The sequence below is a fragment of the Bradyrhizobium barranii subsp. apii genome (assembly GCF_011516635.5).
Taxonomy (GTDB): domain Bacteria; phylum Pseudomonadota; class Alphaproteobacteria; order Rhizobiales; family Xanthobacteraceae; genus Bradyrhizobium; species Bradyrhizobium barranii.
This window is the reverse complement of record NZ_CP096255.1, coordinates 4,776,295-4,793,292: the sequence shown is the minus strand read 5'-3', so window position 1 is coordinate 4,793,292 and position 16,998 is coordinate 4,776,295. Positions and strand designations below refer to the sequence as shown.

15 protein-coding genes, 2 tRNA genes and 1 pseudogene are annotated in these 16,998 nt (G+C 64.8%); 13 read left to right on the top strand and 5 right to left on the bottom strand.

From position 1 onward, the window contains the following. Positions 1-47: 47 nt before the first annotated feature. Positions 48-563 carry a MarR family winged helix-turn-helix transcriptional regulator gene (locus HAP41_RS22745; RefSeq protein ID WP_038943030.1) on the bottom strand — a complete coding sequence of 172 codons (516 nt, stop codon included), beginning with the start codon at positions 561-563 and terminating at the stop codon, positions 48-50. Positions 564-746: 183 nt separating this feature from the next. Here HAP41_RS22745 and HAP41_RS22740 point away from each other — a divergent pair, with 183 nt between their 5' ends. The 7 genes and pseudogenes from HAP41_RS22740 (at position 747) to pepT (ending at position 6,767) form a co-directional block, all read left to right on the top strand. Beyond that, the gene (locus HAP41_RS22740; protein ID WP_166096998.1) at positions 747-1,937 is read left to right on the top strand and encodes an aromatic ring-hydroxylating dioxygenase subunit alpha; all 1,191 of its coding nucleotides are present in this window, start codon (positions 747-749) and stop codon (positions 1,935-1,937) included. A gap of 120 nt (positions 1,938-2,057) precedes the next feature. After that, on the top strand, positions 2,058-3,353 hold the full coding sequence (locus HAP41_RS22735) for a spinster family MFS transporter (RefSeq protein ID WP_166096999.1): 1,296 nt from the start codon (positions 2,058-2,060) through the stop codon (positions 3,351-3,353). Between the two features lie 142 nt (positions 3,354-3,495). Then, complete coding sequence (locus tag HAP41_RS22730) at positions 3,496-3,699, top strand: hypothetical protein (RefSeq protein WP_166097000.1); 204 nt, start codon at positions 3,496-3,498, stop codon at positions 3,697-3,699. Between the two features lie 158 nt (positions 3,700-3,857). Beyond that, positions 3,858-3,934: transfer RNA gene (locus HAP41_RS22725), tRNA-Asp, on the top strand. 285 nt (positions 3,935-4,219) lie between these two features. Then, positions 4,220-5,055: pseudogene (locus HAP41_RS22720) on the top strand (IS5 family transposase). Positions 5,056-5,127: 72 nt separating this feature from the next. Next, on the top strand, positions 5,128-5,397 hold the full coding sequence (locus HAP41_RS22715) for an HU family DNA-binding protein (RefSeq protein ID WP_038943031.1): 270 nt from the start codon (positions 5,128-5,130) through the stop codon (positions 5,395-5,397). A gap of 119 nt (positions 5,398-5,516) precedes the next feature. Then, on the top strand, positions 5,517-6,767 hold the full coding sequence (pepT, locus tag HAP41_RS22710) for a peptidase T (protein WP_014494845.1): 1,251 nt from the start codon (positions 5,517-5,519) through the stop codon (positions 6,765-6,767). 167 nt (positions 6,768-6,934) lie between these two features. On the opposite strand, the gene HAP41_RS22705 is transcribed toward pepT, so the two are convergent. After that, positions 6,935-7,651 (bottom strand): cation efflux transmembrane domain-containing protein, encoded by a 717-nt coding sequence (locus HAP41_RS22705; protein WP_166097001.1) that lies wholly within the window; start codon positions 7,649-7,651, stop codon positions 6,935-6,937. Between the two features lie 187 nt (positions 7,652-7,838). On the opposite strand from HAP41_RS22705, the gene HAP41_RS22700 reads away from it, so the two are divergent. The 5 genes from HAP41_RS22700 to HAP41_RS22680 are packed head-to-tail and all read left to right on the top strand — an operon-like array spanning position 7,839 to position 14,675. Further along, the gene (locus HAP41_RS22700) at positions 7,839-8,201 is read left to right on the top strand and encodes a hypothetical protein (RefSeq protein WP_166097002.1); all 363 of its coding nucleotides are present in this window, start codon (positions 7,839-7,841) and stop codon (positions 8,199-8,201) included. A 55-nt stretch (positions 8,202-8,256) separates the two neighbouring features. Continuing rightward, on the top strand, positions 8,257-9,531 hold the full coding sequence (gene ihpA, locus HAP41_RS22695) for a divalent metal ion exporter subunit IhpA (protein WP_166097003.1): 1,275 nt from the start codon (positions 8,257-8,259) through the stop codon (positions 9,529-9,531). Further along, positions 9,528-10,505, top strand: a complete 978-nt coding sequence (gene ihpB / locus HAP41_RS22690; RefSeq protein ID WP_166097004.1) for a divalent metal ion exporter adaptor subunit IhpB — start codon at positions 9,528-9,530, stop codon at positions 10,503-10,505. The genes ihpA and ihpB overlap by 4 nt, the downstream gene beginning before the upstream one ends. After that, positions 10,498-13,710 carry an efflux RND transporter permease subunit gene (locus HAP41_RS22685; RefSeq protein ID WP_166097005.1) on the top strand — a complete coding sequence of 1,071 codons (3,213 nt, stop codon included), beginning with the start codon at positions 10,498-10,500 and terminating at the stop codon, positions 13,708-13,710. The genes ihpB and HAP41_RS22685 overlap by 8 nt, the downstream gene beginning before the upstream one ends. A gap of 2 nt (positions 13,711-13,712) precedes the next feature. Next, positions 13,713-14,675: a cation diffusion facilitator family transporter gene (locus HAP41_RS22680; protein ID WP_166097006.1), complete on the top strand. Its 963-nt coding sequence runs from the start codon at positions 13,713-13,715 to the stop codon at positions 14,673-14,675. Between the two features lie 126 nt (positions 14,676-14,801). On the opposite strand, the gene HAP41_RS22675 is transcribed toward HAP41_RS22680, so the two are convergent. Further along, positions 14,802-15,662 carry a class I SAM-dependent methyltransferase gene (locus HAP41_RS22675; RefSeq protein WP_166097007.1) on the bottom strand — a complete coding sequence of 287 codons (861 nt, stop codon included), beginning with the start codon at positions 15,660-15,662 and terminating at the stop codon, positions 14,802-14,804. Positions 15,663-15,842: 180 nt separating this feature from the next. Then, positions 15,843-16,034, bottom strand: a complete 192-nt coding sequence (locus tag HAP41_RS22670; RefSeq protein WP_014494837.1) for a hypothetical protein — start codon at positions 16,032-16,034, stop codon at positions 15,843-15,845. Positions 16,035-16,393: 359 nt separating this feature from the next. Here HAP41_RS22670 and HAP41_RS22665 point away from each other — a divergent pair. Beyond that, positions 16,394-16,470, top strand: a tRNA-Val gene (locus tag HAP41_RS22665). A gap of 92 nt (positions 16,471-16,562) precedes the next feature. Here the strand turns inward: HAP41_RS22665 and HAP41_RS22660 are convergent. Then, positions 16,563-16,964 (bottom strand): GFA family protein, encoded by a 402-nt coding sequence (locus HAP41_RS22660; RefSeq protein ID WP_166097008.1) that lies wholly within the window; start codon positions 16,962-16,964, stop codon positions 16,563-16,565. Positions 16,965-16,998 lie beyond the last annotated feature (34 nt).

Genomic DNA, 16,998 nt, shown 5'->3' with positions numbered 1-16,998 from the left:
GAAGGGTTCTTAGAAATGATCCAACATTCCCGGAGATTTCCGAGAGATCAGCGTGAAACTTTCTCGGCCTCGAGCATCTTCTCGGCTGTCGCCGTGAGACGGTCGATCTGCGCCAGCAGCGTCTCGAACTCGTCCTTGCTCAACTGCTCCAGCAATTGCCGATTGCGCTCCTGCGCGCCTTCGACGATCGCATCGTGCGCGGCGAGCCCTGCCGCGGTCAGCGCGACCAGCACCTCGCGGCTGTCCTTCGGGTTCGCCGACTTCGCGATCAGCTTGCGCGAGACGAGCTCCGCGAGCGCGCGGCTGATCTGGCCCTTGTCCTGGCCGACGGCTTCGGCGAGCCGCGCCACGCTCATCGGCGGACGGCGACCGAGCGAGGCGACCAGACCGAACTCGACCGAGGACAATCCGGCGAGGCGCTTGTAGCGCAGGATCGCGCCACGCTTGAGCAAATTGGCGAGCACCATCAGCCGTGACGACAGCATCACGGTGATCGGCGCCGGCGAGTGGCTTTCGTCCGCATCGGGCGATGCGTGCCCGTCCCTGCTCGATGTCTGGCTCATGATCCACCTCTGCCAAGAAAGCCGGGGCGTGCCAAGCGCTGGTAGCGCAACCTCCCCAACCTGATTCCAAATGCGATTAAGAGGCATTCTGGAATATCGTTGACATTGTCATCGAATTATTTTTCACTGGGTCACCGCATCAAAACGACCCGGCCACCCAAGGCCAGCGGCGGGAGGAACAGCATGACGATGACCCAGCGGGATCGCGATCTCGGCACCGCCTATGCGATGAAGCCGGCGCACACGCGCACCGAACTCACCTCGGTCGCGCGCGGCACGCCGATGGGCGAGCTGCTCCGCCGCTACTGGCATCCGGTCGGGCTGGTCAGCGATGCCACCGACACGCCGAAAAAGGTCCGCGCGCTAGGCGAAGACCTGATCTTGTTCCGCGACAAGCATGGCCGCGCCGGGCTCTTGCACGCGCGCTGCTGCCATCGCGGCACCACGCTCTACTATGGCAAGGTCGAGGAAGACGGCATCCGCTGCTGCTATCACGGCTGGAAGTTCGACGCCGAAGGCCACTGTCTCGAGCAGCCCTGCGAGCCCGACGGCGGCCAGTTCAAGGACAAGGTGCGCCAGCCCTGGTACCCGGTCGAGGAGCGCTACGGGCTGATCTTCGCCTATATGGGACCGGCCGAGAAACGCCCGGTGCTGCCGGCCTACGAATGCCTGGAAAACATGGACGACGGCGAGTTCGTTGAGGCCGACGATTCCTCGATCGGCGGCGGCGGCCCCGCGATCATCCCCTGCAACTGGCTCCAGCATTTCGAGAACGTGGTCGATCCCTATCACGTGCCGGTGCTGCACGGCTCGTTCTCGGGACCCCAATTCACCAACATGATGGCCTCGATGCCGGAGGTGAAGTTCGACAAGACGCCGCGCGGCATCGCCGTGCGCTCGATCCGCAAGCAGGACGACGGCAAGGTGTTTTATCGCGTCACCGAAGCCGCCCTCCCCACCTTGCGCGTCGTGCCGAACCCGCGCGTGGCGCAATTCGCCCGCGTCGAGTCGATCGGCTGGACGCTGCCGATCGACGACACCTCGTTCCGCATCTACGTTGCCGGCCGCGTCAAGACTTCCGGCGACATCGGCCGCATGCGCTCGAAGTTCAACTGCAAATTCTGGTGGGACATGACGGAAGCCGAGCACCAGCAATTCCCCGGCGATTACGAGGCCCAGGTCGGCCAGGGCCCGCAGACCATCCACTCCGAGGAGCATTTCGGCCAGAGCGACCGCGGCATCCTGATGATCCGGCGCATGCTGAGCGAGCAACTGGAGGCGATGGAGGCAGACCGCGATCCGATCGGCGTGTCGTTCGATACAAGTGCTGCGCCGGTCGAATTCGAAGCGGGGAATTACATCCGCGAAGGCTGAGTTTTTGTTTGGCGTGTTTTCTTCACGCGAACCGGTATCCACTTCGCTCGAAGACGCTCTCGACCAGCCTCACGAAGGGCTGGACCGGCAACGATAACAAAGACAAATTGGGGGGATGCGATGGTCGATGTGACGTCACAGATGTCGGTGCAGACGACTGCGGCGGCAAAGCCCCCGGCGCGGCGCTATTACGTGCTGGGCCTGCTCACCATCATCTACGCGCTGAACTTCCTCGACCGCACGATCTTCAACGTCCTGATCGAGCCGATCAAGAAGGAGTTTCAGCTCAGCGACACCATGATGGGCCTGCTCGCAGGCTTCGGCTTCGCGCTGTTCTATTCCCTGCTCGGCATTCCCATCGCGCGCGTCGCCGACCGGCTCAACCGGCGCAACATCGTCGCGGTGGCCCTTGCGTTCTGGAGTGCGATGACGGCGCTGTGCGGGGCAGCCTCGAGCGTGACCTCGCTGGCGCTGGCGCGCATCGGCGTCGGCATCGGCGAATCCGCGGGCTCGCCCGCCTCGCAATCGATCGTCGCCGATCTCTTCACCAAGAACGAGCGCCCGCTCACGCTCGGCATCTACGCCATCGGCACCTATCTCGGCGTCTTCCTCGGCTATTTCATCGGCGGCTACGTCAACCAGCACTATGGCTGGCGGATGGCGTTCTACGTCGCCGGCCTGCCCGGCATCCTGCTCGCATTGATTCTGTGGCTGACGATCTCCGAGCCGAAGCGCGGCGCCATGCAGGAGAGTTTCGTGCCGGAGCCGCTCGGGCCGACACTGCGCTTCCTGGCCTCGCAGCAGAGCTTCATCATCGTGCTGATCGGCTTCTGCCTCACCACCTATACGAACTACGCAACGGCGGCGTGGATCCCGCCGTTCCTGGCGCGCGTGCACCATCTGTCGAGCGCCGAGATCGGCACCTATGCCGGCACCTTCAAGGGGCTCGCCGGCATGGCCGGCACCCTGCTCGGCGGCTTCGTGGTGGCGCAGATCAGCCGCCGCGACGACCGCTGGAAGCTGTGGGCGCCGGCGATCACCTCAGGGCTGGCCGGCCCGGTGTTCGCGCTGTGCATGCTGACACAGGATTTCTCGACGATGGTCGCGATGCTGGCGCTGACCTCGTTCCTGGTCGGCTTCCATCTCGGACCGATCTTCGCGATCGCGCAGACGGTCGCCAAGCCGAGCATGCGGGCGCTCGCCTCCGCCCTGATCGCGCTCACCGCCACCTGCTTCGGCCAGGGCGTCGGCCCGCTTGCCGTCGGCATGGTCAACGACGCCCTCAAGGGCACTTATGGCGCGGACGCCGTGCGCTATTCCCTGCTCTCGGCGGCGGTCACGACCACACTGGGCGCCCTGCTGTTCGTCTGGGCGGCCCGCACGATCCGGGGCGATATCGGCCGGGCGGCCGCCTGAGACCTGTTCCGGCCGCCAGCCCGGCGAAACCAAGCGGGCGCATTAATGAAACCATTTTGCGGAACCCGCGAAACCATCCGGAAACAGATGGTCCTTAAGACATGAGCCCATAGACGGCGGCTAAGCCCGTCGGGAGGCTCATATGAACCACTCTATTCACTCGGCTGATCGTGGCACCCACCTGAAGATCGTGGTGGTGGCGCTGGTTGCCGGTATTCTGGTCGCCGGCTTCGGCATCGCAGCCCGCACCAACGTCGATTACAGCCAGACCGCCCAATCCGCTCACGTGATCAAGGCCGGCAAGCCGGTGGCCGTGACCAGCGCAGGCACGTCGGAGATTCGCTGACACGCCCTGTTTCGGGCTGACCGAGGCCGCCGCCTGGCGGCCTTTTTCGTTTTCCAGAGCAATGCTTAGCCGATGCGTCCTGACAAAGCGCAACGTCCTTGACTTCACCAAGCCCCGCCTTTAAGTCCCCCTCGTTCCGCGCGCTTTCAGCGAACCACGCGGGAGTAGCTCAGTTGGTTAGAGCGCCGGCCTGTCACGCCGGAGGTCGCGGGTTCGAGCCCCGTCTCTCGCGCCATTTTGGCAATCCCTTCATAGTCTTAGCCCGAACTTCTCGAAGCCTTTCGCGGTAGTCTGGGCGATTGCCGGCGTCTGCCGGGAACTCGTGGCATAGTCAGCCCGCGCCCGAATCGTCTACGCCTTCCAGGACTTGGAGGGATCCCCGCGCTTGACCGGCTTTTCCGGGCTTCCCTGTCATTGAGGAGGCCAGACATGGCTAAGTGTCTGTTCCAAAACATGTTGAGTCGAATGAATCGGTTGTGATTCAAGGTGAGCGGCCTGATTCGATGGGGACGCGCCGCCAATGTGGACTACCGAGAACCGTGCACGCTACGACCGCAGCCGCCTGCGCTATCCGAGCGACTTGACCGACGAGGAGTGGGCGCTGATCGCGCCTCGCATCCCGCCGGCCAAGCGCGGCGGCAACAAGCGTACGGTGGACCTGCGCGAGATTGCCAACGGGCTGATGTACATCCTGAGCACAGGTTGCCAGTGGCGCGCGATCCCCAAGGACCTGCCGCCGCGCTCGACGCTGTATGGCTACTTCGATCTGTGGAGCTGGAACGGCACGCTCGATAAAATTCATCACGCCCTCTATGTCGAATGTCGCGAAAGGGCCGAGCGCGAGGCTTCTCCCACCGCCGCCATCATCGATAGCCAGAGCGTGAAAAGCGCTGAAAAAGGGGGCCTCATGATCTCCATGGCTACGACGCGGGCAAGAAGATCAAGGGCAAGAAGCGGCACATTCTCGTCGACACGCAAGGCCTCTTGATGCACGCCATCGTGCATGCGGCGGACATCCAGGATCGCGACGGCGGCGTGCTCCTGATGGCAACGTTGTTCGGCCTCTATCCCTTTCTTCTGAAGCTCTACGCCGACGGCGGATATCAAGGGCCACATTTCCAGAAGGGGCTGCGTAGCGCTCTGAAGCGCGTGAACCTCGAAATCGTCAAACGCTCCGATCAGGCTCACCGTTTCGTCGTCTTGCCCAAACGCTGGATCGTCGAGCGTACCTTTGCCTGGCTCGGGCGATGCCGAAGACTGTCCAAAGATTGGGAATGCTTCAATCACAGGGCGCTCGCCTTTCTCAAGCTGGCCTCCATCCGACTCATGCTGCGAAAGCTATGCAATCCAAGGTAATCTTTCCGGACAGACTCTAAGAAGGATTCGGCCAAGAAGGATTCGGCGAAGAAGGCAGCCGCTCCCGCCACAATCACGCTCAAACACCTCGCAGCTGACATCGCGGAGAGCCAGGACCTCTCGAAAAAGCACGCCGAGGCCGTCCTGACCGACATGGTCGATCTGATCGCCAAGCACCTCAAGAAGGGCGACCGCGTCCGCATCGTCGGGCTCGGCATCCTCCAGGTCCGCAAGCGCGCCGCCCGCACCGGCCGCAACCCCACCACCGGCGAGGCGATCCACATCAAGGCCAGCAAGAAGGTGGCCTTCCGCCCGGTCAAGGAGCTCAAGGAAGCGATCTAGCAGCTACGTTTCGTTAAGCCTGATCCGCTTCGTTCCGGCCGCATCACGGCCCGCTTTTCTGATATACCGCCTGCTTCCCCCAAGCCTTGCTTCCCCAAGACCCGGCGGTTTGACCAGAAATGTCCTCCCTCTCCTTTTCGCACACCGTGACCGAACGCTTCCTGCGCTACGTCACCATCGACACCCAGTCCGATCCGGAATCCCCGGCCTCGCCCTCGACCGAGAAACAGAAAGATCTCGGCCGCGTGCTCGCCGCCGAGCTGAAGGCCATGGGCGTCGCCGACGCGCATCTCGACGACTTCGGCTACGTCTACGGAACGATCCCGGCCAATACGACCAAGAAGGTGCCGGTGATCTGCTTCTGCTCGCACATGGACACCTCGCCCGACGTGACCGGCAAGGACGTCAAGCCGCAGCTGGTGAAGGACTATCGCGGCGGCGATATCACCCTGCCGGGCGATACCAGCCAGGTGATCCGCTTCACTGAACATCCCGCGCTGAAGAACCAGATCGGCAACGACATCATCACCACCGACGGCACCACGCTCTTGGGCGCCGACAACAAGGCCGGCGTCGCCGAGATCATGGATGCCGCGCATTTCTTCATCAACAACCCCGATGTGAAGCACGGCACCATCAAGATCCTGTTCACGCCGGACGAGGAGATCGGCCGCGGCGTCGACAATGTCGACCTGAAGAAGCTCGGCGCCGATTTCGGCTACACCATGGACGGCGAGAGCGCCGGCAGCGTCGAGGACGAGACCTTCTCGGCCGACGGCGCCACCATCACCATCAACGGCGTCAGCGCCCATCCAGGCTACGCCAAGGGCAAGATGGAGCACGCGATCAAGATCGCAGCCGCCATCGTCGAGCGGCTGCCGAAGGAAGGCTGCTCGCCCGAGACGACGTCAGGCAAGCAGGGCTTCCTGCATCCGATCGGCATCGACGGTGCGCTGGAGCAGGCGACGCTCTCCTTCATCGTGCGCGACTTCACCGAGGAAGGGCTGAAGGAGAAGGAAGTCCTGCTCGAGAACATCGTCAAGGACGTGATGAAGGACTATCCGCGCTCGACCTACAAGTTCGAGGTCAGGGAGCAGTACCGCAACATGAAGCAGGTGATCGACCGTCACCCGCAGATCCTCGAATATGCCATCGAGGCGATCCGCCGTGCCGGCCTGCGCCCGATGCGCACCGCGATCCGCGGCGGCACCGACGGCTCGCGCCTGTCCTTCATGGGCCTGCCCTGCCCCAACATCTTTGCCGGCGAGCACGCGTTTCATTCGCGGCTCGAATGGGTCAGCCGGCAGGACATGGAAAAGGCGGTGCAGACGATCGTGCATCTCGCGATGATCTGGGAGGAGAAGGCGTAGGAACGCCGCACCTCCCGGCAGCAGGGCAAAATAATTCCGAGCCCTGCGGAACGATCCAGTGCGGGGCGCGTTAGCGCCTCAAGTCCCAAGGATGAGAATGTGAGCACATAAGGCCTCAGCCGGTCAGCCCCGGGCTGGGGCCTTTCCGCGTTTGGATCGCGCCACCCTCAGGCAGTCGCGGCAGCTTGCCCGCCGCGATACTCCGCCCATGCTTGCCGCAAGATTTGCAGCGACGAGGTCAGGAAGATTCCAGCCATTACCGCAGCGACAGCCAGATCGGGCCATGCCGTCGCGGTTCCGAATACGCCGATGGCAGCGACCATCACGATGACGTTGCCGATCGCGTCATTGCGCGAGCAGAGCCAAACCGAGCGCACGTTGGCGTCGCCGTCCTTGTAGCGCGCGAGCAGGAGAACCGAGGTCAGGTTCGCCGCCAGCGCGGCCAGGCTCATCGCTCCCATCAGCTCCGCACGCGGGAGCCCCAGGACCAGGGTCTGATAGAGCGTTGACCCGAACACCCAGGCGGCCATGGCACTGAGCGACAACCCCTTGAACAACGCGGCGGTGGCACGCGTCTTGATGCTCGCGCCGATCACCGAAAGGCTCAGGCCGTAGGTGACCGTGTCGGCGAGGAAGTCGAGAGCGTCGGCCTTGAGCGCCTGGGAGCCGGCCAAATAGCCCGCCGCCATTTCACTCACGAACATCGCCGCGTTGATGGCGATGACGGTCCACAGCACGCGCTTGTATCGCGGATCGAGCCCGTCGAAGACCGGAACGCCCGCCGAGCAGCAGTCGGTGCAGCCTGACGCGGCGACTTCCTCCACACGGGGTTTGGCGGCTTCCCCACAGCACGCATCGTGCGAGCAGCAAGACTCTTCCGGCATTCCGAGCTCCCTCTCGTCGTTTCTATCTTACCATGGGACCGCAACGATGGCGATGAACGGACGTCGCTGCTTGCAATCGCATGGATACATGCGGGTGCGACGTTCAGTTCCGCACACGTAACATTATTGCGGGTCGACACTGTTCCGGTCGCCATGCTACGAACCCGGACGTAACCAGAGTGACTTCGTGACTGCGATCCGCCGCCCGATCAGATTGTTTCGCCTGCGCAACTGGCGCGGGCTGTTGGCTGCGTGTCTCGCAATCAGCTATCTGCTGTCGGGCGTGTTGCATACGTGCCAATGCCTGGACGTGACCAATCCGTTCGGCCAGCTGGAAATCGCTGCGTCGCCGGAACCCGATTCCGGAGATACGGATAGCAAGACGCTGGCAGCCCATCACTGTCATGGCTGTTTCTCGGTGGTCTTCGCGCAACTGCTGCTGCCTGACGCAATGTCGGAGTTGGTGGCCGCGTCAAATCCGCCTCACCTGACTGTGCTTGCAGGCGTCGTGCCTGACACCGACTCTCCGCCCCCCAAACATCTGACCTGAACTGATCAGCCGGGCGCCCGTGCGCCTACGATGCTATTGTTCACAGGTCACCTTCATGCCTTGCAGACGGACTGCCGCGCGCTTGGCGTGCGCGATAGCGATTTTCGTCAGCCCCTGGCTGACGCAGCACACGCACGCCCAGACGCTTACGATGCGGAGCGCGCTGTCGCGCGCGCTGGCCGCGAGCCCGCGGCTCACCGCGGCGGAGCGCGACGTCGGCATCGCCACGGGGCAGCGCATCCAGGCCGGCGCACTGCTCAATCCGGAACTGTCCTATGAACAGGACAATTCGTTCGGCTCCGGCATCTATCGCGGCACGAGATCGGCCGAGACCACGCTCCAGATCAGCCAGGCCTTCGAGCTGTTCGGCAAGCGTGATGCGCGGATCGCCGCGGGCGCCGCCGGCATCGAGGTGGCCGCGATCCAGCGCAAGGCCGTCAGGCTGGAGGTGTTGTCGGAGACTGCGATCGCCTTCCTCAGCGTGCTCGGCGCGCAGCGGCGCATCCAGATCCTCGACGAGCAGATCGCCGCGATCGACCGGCTGACGCCGCTGCTGCGCCGCCGCGTCGAGGCCGGCGCCTCCTCGCCGGCCGAGACCGGCCGCGCCGAGGTCGCGTCCGCCCTGGTGAAGGCCGACCGCGAACGCTTCAAGGCAACGCTGGCGAGCGCCCGGCGCGAGCTTGCGGTGCTGATGGGGGATCCCGCGGCAAAGTTCGGCGAGGTCTCCGGCCGGCTCGATACCACGGGAAAGACGCCGACGTTCCAGTCGGTCGTGGCCGCCATCGATGCCAATCCGCAGCTGGTGCGCTGGACGGCGGTGTATGCCCAGCGCAACGCCGAGCTGTTGATGGCGCGCTTAAGGCCCTATCCCGACGTGCGGATCGCGGCGGGATGGCGCCATTTCAACGAGACCAATGACGACGCGGTGCGCCTCACCGTCTCGGTGCCGATCCCCGTGTTCGACCAGAACCAGGGCAACATCCTCTCGGCGCAGGAAAGCCTCACCAAGACCAGGGCCGAGCGCGAGGCCAACCGCAACACGCTGATCGTTGTCGCCGGCCGCGCCTACGACTCGCTCCAGGGCTCGCTGCGCGAGCTCGCGGTGCTGCGCGAGACCGCGATTCCGAAAGCCACGGAAGCCTCCGAAGCGATCGCGCAGGGCTACGGCCAGGGCCGCTTCTCGCTGCTCGAAGTGCTCGACGCCCAGGCGAGCGTCACCCAAGCGCGGCTGCGCGAGCAGGAGGCGCTGCAGAACTTCCATGCCGGCGTTGCGACCATCGAAGGCCTCGTCGGCAATCCTTTTGCGCTGGCCCGGGAGAGCGCGCGATGAAGACATCCTCCACCATCGTCGTTGCCATCGTTGCCGCAGCACTCGGCGCCTACGGCTATTCCCTGCTCGCCCCTGCTGGGGTCACGCACACCGAGCATGCCGCGGACAAGAAGCCGGAGAAGCCGAACGACCATGTCGAGCAGGACGAACACGGCGCCGACCGCATCCGCATCTCCGACGTCAAGCTGGCAGCTGCCGGTGTCACGCTGGCGGAGGCCGGGAGTGCGACGCTGACCGATACGCTGTCCTTCAACGGCATCTTGCGCGCCAACCAGGAAGCCGTTGTGCAGGTGACACCGCGCTTTCCGGGGGTCGCCAAATCGATCCAGAAGCGCATCGGCGACAGGGTCGGCAAGGACGATCTGCTCGCCGCGATCGAGAGCAACCAGAGCCTCACCGCCTACGAGCTCAAGGCGCCGATCGCCGGCACCATCATCGAGCGGCAGATCTCGCTCGGCGAATACGTCTCCGAGCAGAAGCCGGCCTTCGTGGTCGCAGACCTCTCGACGATCTGGGTCGACCTGTCGATCTACCGGCAGGACCTCCGGCGCGTCCGTCTCAATGACGAGGTGCTGATCGATCCCGACGACGGCCGCGGCGAGATCAAGGGCACGATCTCCTACATGGCGCCGATCGGCAGTAGCGAGACCCAGACCGCGCTCGCCCGCGTGGTGCTGCCAAATCCGGACGGGCGCTTGCGTCCCGGCCTGTTCGTCACGGCGCGGCTTGTGCTCGCAAAACGTCACGTCGCCGTGGCGGTACGCACAGGGGCGATCCAGATGCTGGAGAATAAGACGGTCGTGTTCGTCCGCGAAGACGACGACAAGATCGAGGCCCGCCCCGTGGAAACAGGCGATTCCGATGCGAAGTTCGTGGAGATCCGTGCAGGCCTCTCGGCCGGCGAACGCTACGTCGCCGAGAACAGCTTCGTGGTGAAGGCGGAGATGGGCAAGGGAGAGGCCGACCATGATTGACGCCCTCCTCGCCCTCGCCATCCGCCAGCGCTGGATGGTCATCCTCATCACACTCGCGGTCGGCGCCTTCGGCGCCTGGAACTTCACGCGTCTGCCGATCGATGCCGTGCCTGATGTCACGAACGTCCAGGTCCAGATCAACACCCGTGCGCCCGGCCTATCGCCGCTCGGATCCGAGCAGCGGATCACCTTTCCGATCGAGACCGCGATGGGTGGCCTGCCCAAGCTCGAATATACCCGGTCGATCTCGCGCTACGGTCTCAGCCAGGTCACCGTCGTGTTCCAGGACGGCACCGATATCTATTTCGCACGCCAGCTCGTCAACGAGCGCATCCAGCAGGCACGCGACCAGTTGCCGGCCGGCGTCGAAGTTGCGATGGGGCCGATCTCGACCGGTCTCGGCGAGATCTACGTCTACTCGGTGGAAGCCAAGCCGGGCGCGAAATCTCCGACCGGCCTCGAATTCACACCGACGGAATTGCGTACCATCCAGGACTGGATCATCAAGCCGCAATTGCGCACCATCCCCGGCGTGATCGAGGTCAACTCGATCGGCGGCTACGAGCGGCAATTCCACGTGCTGCCGATCCCCGCCCGTCTGATGGCCTACAAGCTCGGTTTCCGCGACATCATGACGGCGCTGACCGCCAACAACGCCAATGTCGGCGCCGGCTATATCGAGCGCAACGGCGAGCAATATCTCGTCCGAGCGCCCGGCCAGGTCGCCAATATCGACGACATCAAGGACATCGTGATCGGCTCGCGTGGCGGGGTGCCGGTACGTATCCGTGACGTCGCCGACGTGCAGGAAGGGCACGAGCTCCGCATGGGCGCGGCGTCAGCCAACGGCAAGGAGACCGTGCTCGGCACCACCATGCTGCTGATCGGCGAGAACAGCCGCACCGTGGCCCAGCGCGTGGCGGCTCGACTCGACGAGATCGCAAAATCGCTGCCTGAGGGCGTGATCGCGCACGCGGTTTACGACCGCACGCATCTGGTGGAAGCCACCATCGAGACCGTCGAGAAGAACCTCGTCGAGGGCGCGGCGCTGGTGATTGCAGTGCTGTTCCTGATCCTCGGCAACATCCGCGCCGCCCTGATCACCACCTGCGTCATTCCCCTCTCGATGCTGTTTACGATATCAGGCATGGTCGAAAGCAAGGTCAGCGCCAATTTGATGAGCCTGGGCGCGATCGATTTCGGCATCATCGTCGACGGCGCAGTCATCATCGTCGAAAACTGTTTGCGGCTGCTCGCCGTCGAGCAGAGCCGGCGCGGACGGCTGCTGTCGCTGGAGGAGCGGCTGGAGACGATTCACGCGGGCGCGCGCGAGGTCATCAAGCCGAGCCTGTTCGGCACGCTGATCATCGCGGTCGTCTATCTCCCGGTCCTCACCCTGACGGGCACCGAGGGCAAGATGTTCACGCCGATGGCGCTGACCGTGCTGATGGCGCTCGCGGGCGCGGCGCTGCTGTCGGTCACGTTCGTCCCGGCTGCGGTGGCGATCTTCGTCACCGGCAAGGTCTCGGAGAAGGAAAACATCTTCATGCGGGCGGCAAAACGGTTCTATTTGCCGCTGCTCGAGCGTGCCATCCGCTACCGCGGCAGCGTCGCGTTCGGTGCCGTCCTGATCGTCGCCGGCAGCATCTTCGCCGCGACGCGCATGGGCGGCGAGTTCATCCCGAGCCTGGACGAAGGCGACATTACCATCGAGACCATCCGAATTCCCGGCACCAGCCTGACCCAGAGCGCCGACATGCAGATTCGGCTGGAGAAGGCGGTCAAGCAGGTTCCAGAGGTGGCGACGGTCTTCTCCAAGATGGGCACCGCCGAAATCGCCAACGATCCGATGCCGCCGAATGTCGCCGACACCTTCGTGACGCTGAAGCCGCGTGAGGAATGGCCCGATCCCGCCAAACCGAAGAACGAGGTGATCGAGGACATCGAGCGCACCGCCAACACCCTGCCCGGCACGGCCTATGCGATGACCCAACCGATCCAGATGCGCTTCAACGAGCTGATCGCCGGTATCCGCAGCGATGTCGGCGTCAAGATCTTCGGCGACGATCTCGACGTGCTGGCCGGCATCGCCCAGCAGGTCAACGGCGTGGTCCGCGGCATCGAGGGTGCCGCGGACGTGAAGACCGAGCAGGTCGCAGGCCTGCCGATCCTCACCGTCAAGCTCGACCGCCAAGCGTTGTCGCGTTACGGACTCAGTCTCAGCGAGGTGCAGAATCTGGTCGAGATCGCGATCGGCGGCAAGCCGGTCGGAAAGCTGTTCGAGGGCGATCGCCGCTTCGACATCGTGGTGCGGCTGCCGGAAAACCTGCGGGCCAACCCCGATACGATCAAATCGCTGCCGATCCCGCTGCCGCCGGGGGACGATGTCCCCGCCGTCACCAAGACCGCCTGGCCGGGTGCATCGGGCTCGACGCTCCGCTACGTGCCCCTGTCCTCGGTTGCGACGATCGAGATCGCGCCCGGCCCCAACCAGATCAGCCGCGAGAACGGCAAGCGCCGCGTGGTGGTGATGGCCAACGTTCGCGGGCGCGACCTGCGCTCCTTCGTCGCCGAGGCCCAAGAGGCGGTGGCCGAGAAGGTCAAGCTGCCGCCCGGCTACTGGATCGGCTGGGGCGGACAGTTCGAGCAGCTGGTCTCCGCCACCAAGCGGCTGACGATCGTCGTGCCGGTGGCGCTCCTGCTGGTGTTCCTGCTGTTGTTCATGGGCATGGGATCGGCGGCGGATGCGGCGCTGGTGTTCTCCGGCGTGCCGCTGGCGTTGACGGGCGGCGTCGCCGCGCTTCTGCTGCGCGACATCCCGCTGTCGATCAGCGCCGGTGTCGGCTTCATCGCATTGTCGGGCGTGGCTGTTCTCAACGGCCTCGTCATCATCGCCTTCATCGAGCGGCTGCGTAGCGAGGGGCGCCCCGTGGCCGACGCGGTGCGTGAGGGTGCGCTGACGCGGCTGCGCCCGGTGCTCATGACCGCCCTGGTCGCCTCCCTCGGCTTCGTGCCGATGGCGCTCGCCACCGGCGCCGGCGCCGAGGTGCAGCGTCCGCTGGCGACCGTGGTGATCGGCGGCATCATCTCCTCGACCGTGCTGACGCTGCTGGTGCTGCCGGCGCTCTATGCGCTGTTCCGGCGTGACGCGGCAACCGAAACGCCTACAATGGCGCCTGATTTGGCGGCGTCCGGGGAGCGCTAGATTTGGGCAGCCACGACCATCACGGTCATCACCACCATGATCATGCCGGCCACGGGCATAACCACGGTCCTGGCCACGCGCATGTCCATGCGCCCGCCGATTTCGGCACGGCGTTCGCGATCGGCATTTCGCTCAACACCGCGCTGGTCGTGGCCGAGGCGATCTACGGCTATATCGGCAACTCCACCGCCCTCCTCGCCGATGCCGGCCATAACCTCAGCGACGTGCTCGGCCTGGTCGTGGCCTGGTGCGCGTCGATCGCGGCAAGGCGCGCGCCGAGCGGCCGCTTCACCTATGGCTTTCGCGCCTCCACCATCCTGGCGGCGCTGGCGAACGCGGTGTTCCTGCTGGTCGCGACCGGCGCAATCGGCTGGGAAGCGATTTTGCGGCTGCGCGAGCCGGAGCCGGTCGCGGGCGTCACGGTGATGGTGGTCGCCGGTATCGGCATCCTCATCAACGGTTTTACCGCCATGCTGTTCGCGCGCGGACGCAAGGACGACATCAACATCGAAGGCGCCTATCTGCACATGGCGGCCGACGCCGCGGTCTCGCTCGGCGTCGTGGTCTCGGCGGCGCTGATCATCTGGACCGGCTGGCTCTGGCTCGATCCCGTCACCAGCCTCGTCATCTGCGCCACCATCCTCTGGAGCACCACCAGCCTGCTGCGCGGCTCCATCGACATGTCGATGGCGGCCGCGCCGAAGGGCACCGACATCGCCGCAATCAAGGTTTTTCTGCTGGAGCGGCCCGGCGTCTCGGGAATCCACGACCTCCACGTCTGGCCGATCTCGACCACCGAGACGGCGCTGACCTGCCATCTCGTCATGCCCACCGGCGCCGGCGATGCATTCCTGATGGAGACGGCGCAGATGCTGAGGTCGTCGTTCCGCATCGGCCACACCACGCTCCAGATCGAGACGCATCCCGACAACGGCTGCGCGCTGGCGCCGGATGATGTGGTTTAGGACTCACAGGCCCGTCCCCGCCGTCATTGCGAGGAACGAAGCGACGAAGCAATCCAGACTGTCTCCGCGGAGGTAGTCTGGATTGCTTCGCTGCGCTCGCAATGACGGTGTGGAGAGAGCGGCGCCTTACGCCGCCTTCGCCGTCACGATCCAGATCGCGCCCTGCAGCGCTACGCTTTGTCCCTTCATGAACGGCGCCAGCATCTCGCGGATCGAGGCTTTTGCGGCCGCATAGGTCTCCGGCGGATGGCCCTGCAGCGCGCGGCTGGCGGGGCCGATCTGGAGCGAGCCCTCGACAGCGGCATCGAGCCCGCCGCCGATGGCGACATCCATCGCGAGATTGTGCGGCTCCATCGCCACGTCCACGAATCCCGCGCCCTTGAGGATGCGCGTCACGCGCTCCTCCGAGGCGAAGGCGAACGGGCCCGGTTCTTCCGGCCCGACCGGCGGCATCTTCGGGACATGTTTGTAGACCGCCATCAGCGGCGCCATCATCCACGGATTTTCCTTCGGCTCGCGCCAGCAGGCGAAGGCGAGCCGTCCGGTCGGCTTCAGCGCGCGGCGGAGGTTGGTGAAGGACGCAATGGGATCGGCGAAGAACATCACGCCGAAGCGCGACGCCAACAGGTCAAAGCTCGCCGGCTCGAACGGATGGACCGTCGCATCCGCCAGCACGAAATCGAGCGGCAGGCCTTTTGGCGCAAACGCGCGCGCCTGCGCCAGCATCGGGTCGGAGACGTCGAGGCCGAGCGCGAAGCCATCGGGCGCGACAGCCTTCGCGAACGCGAACGTCGTCGCACCGGAGCCGCAGCCGACATCGAGCACGCGCTCGCCCGGCTTCGGCCTGGCGCGATCAATCAGCACGTCGGCGATGGGTCCAAGCAAGCTTTCCTGGGCAGCGTGCCGATCGGCCCAGCGCTGCCCGCTCGGACCGTTCCAATAGGCGATCTGGTCGGCATTCTCTGCGTGTCCGCTTGGCTGTTCCATGGATCCCCTCCGGCAGCTTGGTCGAAAGACCCCGATGCCGAAAAGCAAGGACGCCGTCAACTGAGGCGGCCTGTTCGGTCCACCTGTCAGCGAGACGTTCTTGCGTTCACGCCGCACGACACGGCGTCAGAGGTTGACGGACCGCCGAGGTCTTCAACTGCCGACCTGCGCTACGCCGGATCATTCGGCCGCGAGCGAAACTCCGGTTCGCTTGGCGAGGACGCGGCGAAAGTCGGCTGCCAGCTCGTCGTAATAGTTGGCAAGCTCCTCGTAGAAGGCCCGACCGGCCTCATCAGGAGCTTCTTGAGCCGCTTTCATGCAGTGGGCGGCTTTCGACTCGTACCTTTCCAGCTTGATGCGAAGATCACTCATCACGGCGATACTCCACGCTGCCACAGGGAGCCGTAACGGTGGTTCGGATGGCGATCAAAAAGATGACCGAAAAAGGGCAATTTTGGACCCTTGGAGGGCGACTCTTGGGCGTCCGATGCCAGGCGCAACGAGGCAGGACAACCGCCAGCGGCCAAATCGGCGCGCCGTCAGCCGGAACTACTAAATTGGAATGATCGAGCCGCGGCGGCTCATGCGTCGCGCTTCGCGCAAACACGCCCGGGCCGACTCGCGGGCGGACGCCTGTGACAATCATCACAAAGGCGGTCTTGCTCGAGCCCTGTTTGCGATGCGTTCGGGCCTTGCTCGAACACCCGCGGGAGGGCTAAAGAGGCGCCTTGGGGCGGTTAGCTCAGCTGGTTAGAGCATCTCGTTTACACCGAGAGGGTCCGCGGTTCGAATCCGTGACCGCCCACCAGCCTGCGCTCGCGCAGCGACGCAGGCTGCCACGCCGAATCCCAACGAGCGAAGGCGGGCTTTTTGCGGCGAGCTTCGGCTTGGCAAGCCAGCCTAATCCCCCGGCCTCCCCAGCAGCGGCACCGCGTCGATCCACACCGCCGCCGACTGGCACCAGATCTGCCTGACGGGCCGCAATTTATCGCGCTGGCGGATTGAGCCCCAGCGGATGCCCCAATCGTCGGCCTGATCACCCTCGCCGCTGGTGAACAGCGGGGAACCGCAGTCGGCGCAGAAGTGCTGGAAACGCATCCGGCCGTTGTCGCCGCGCTTGCCGTAGACTTTTGGCGTGCCGCTGGTCACGCGCACGTCGGCCTTGGTGCAGATCGCGGTCACCCGGAACGGCGATCCCGTCAGGGTCTGGCAGTCGCGGCAATGGCAGACCGACACCGTCTCGGGGTCGATCTCGGCCTCAAAGGTGATCTGCCCGCAATGGCACTGCCCGTCGATCTGCATCGCCCTGATCCCCTGCCCCAAAACAAAAACGGCG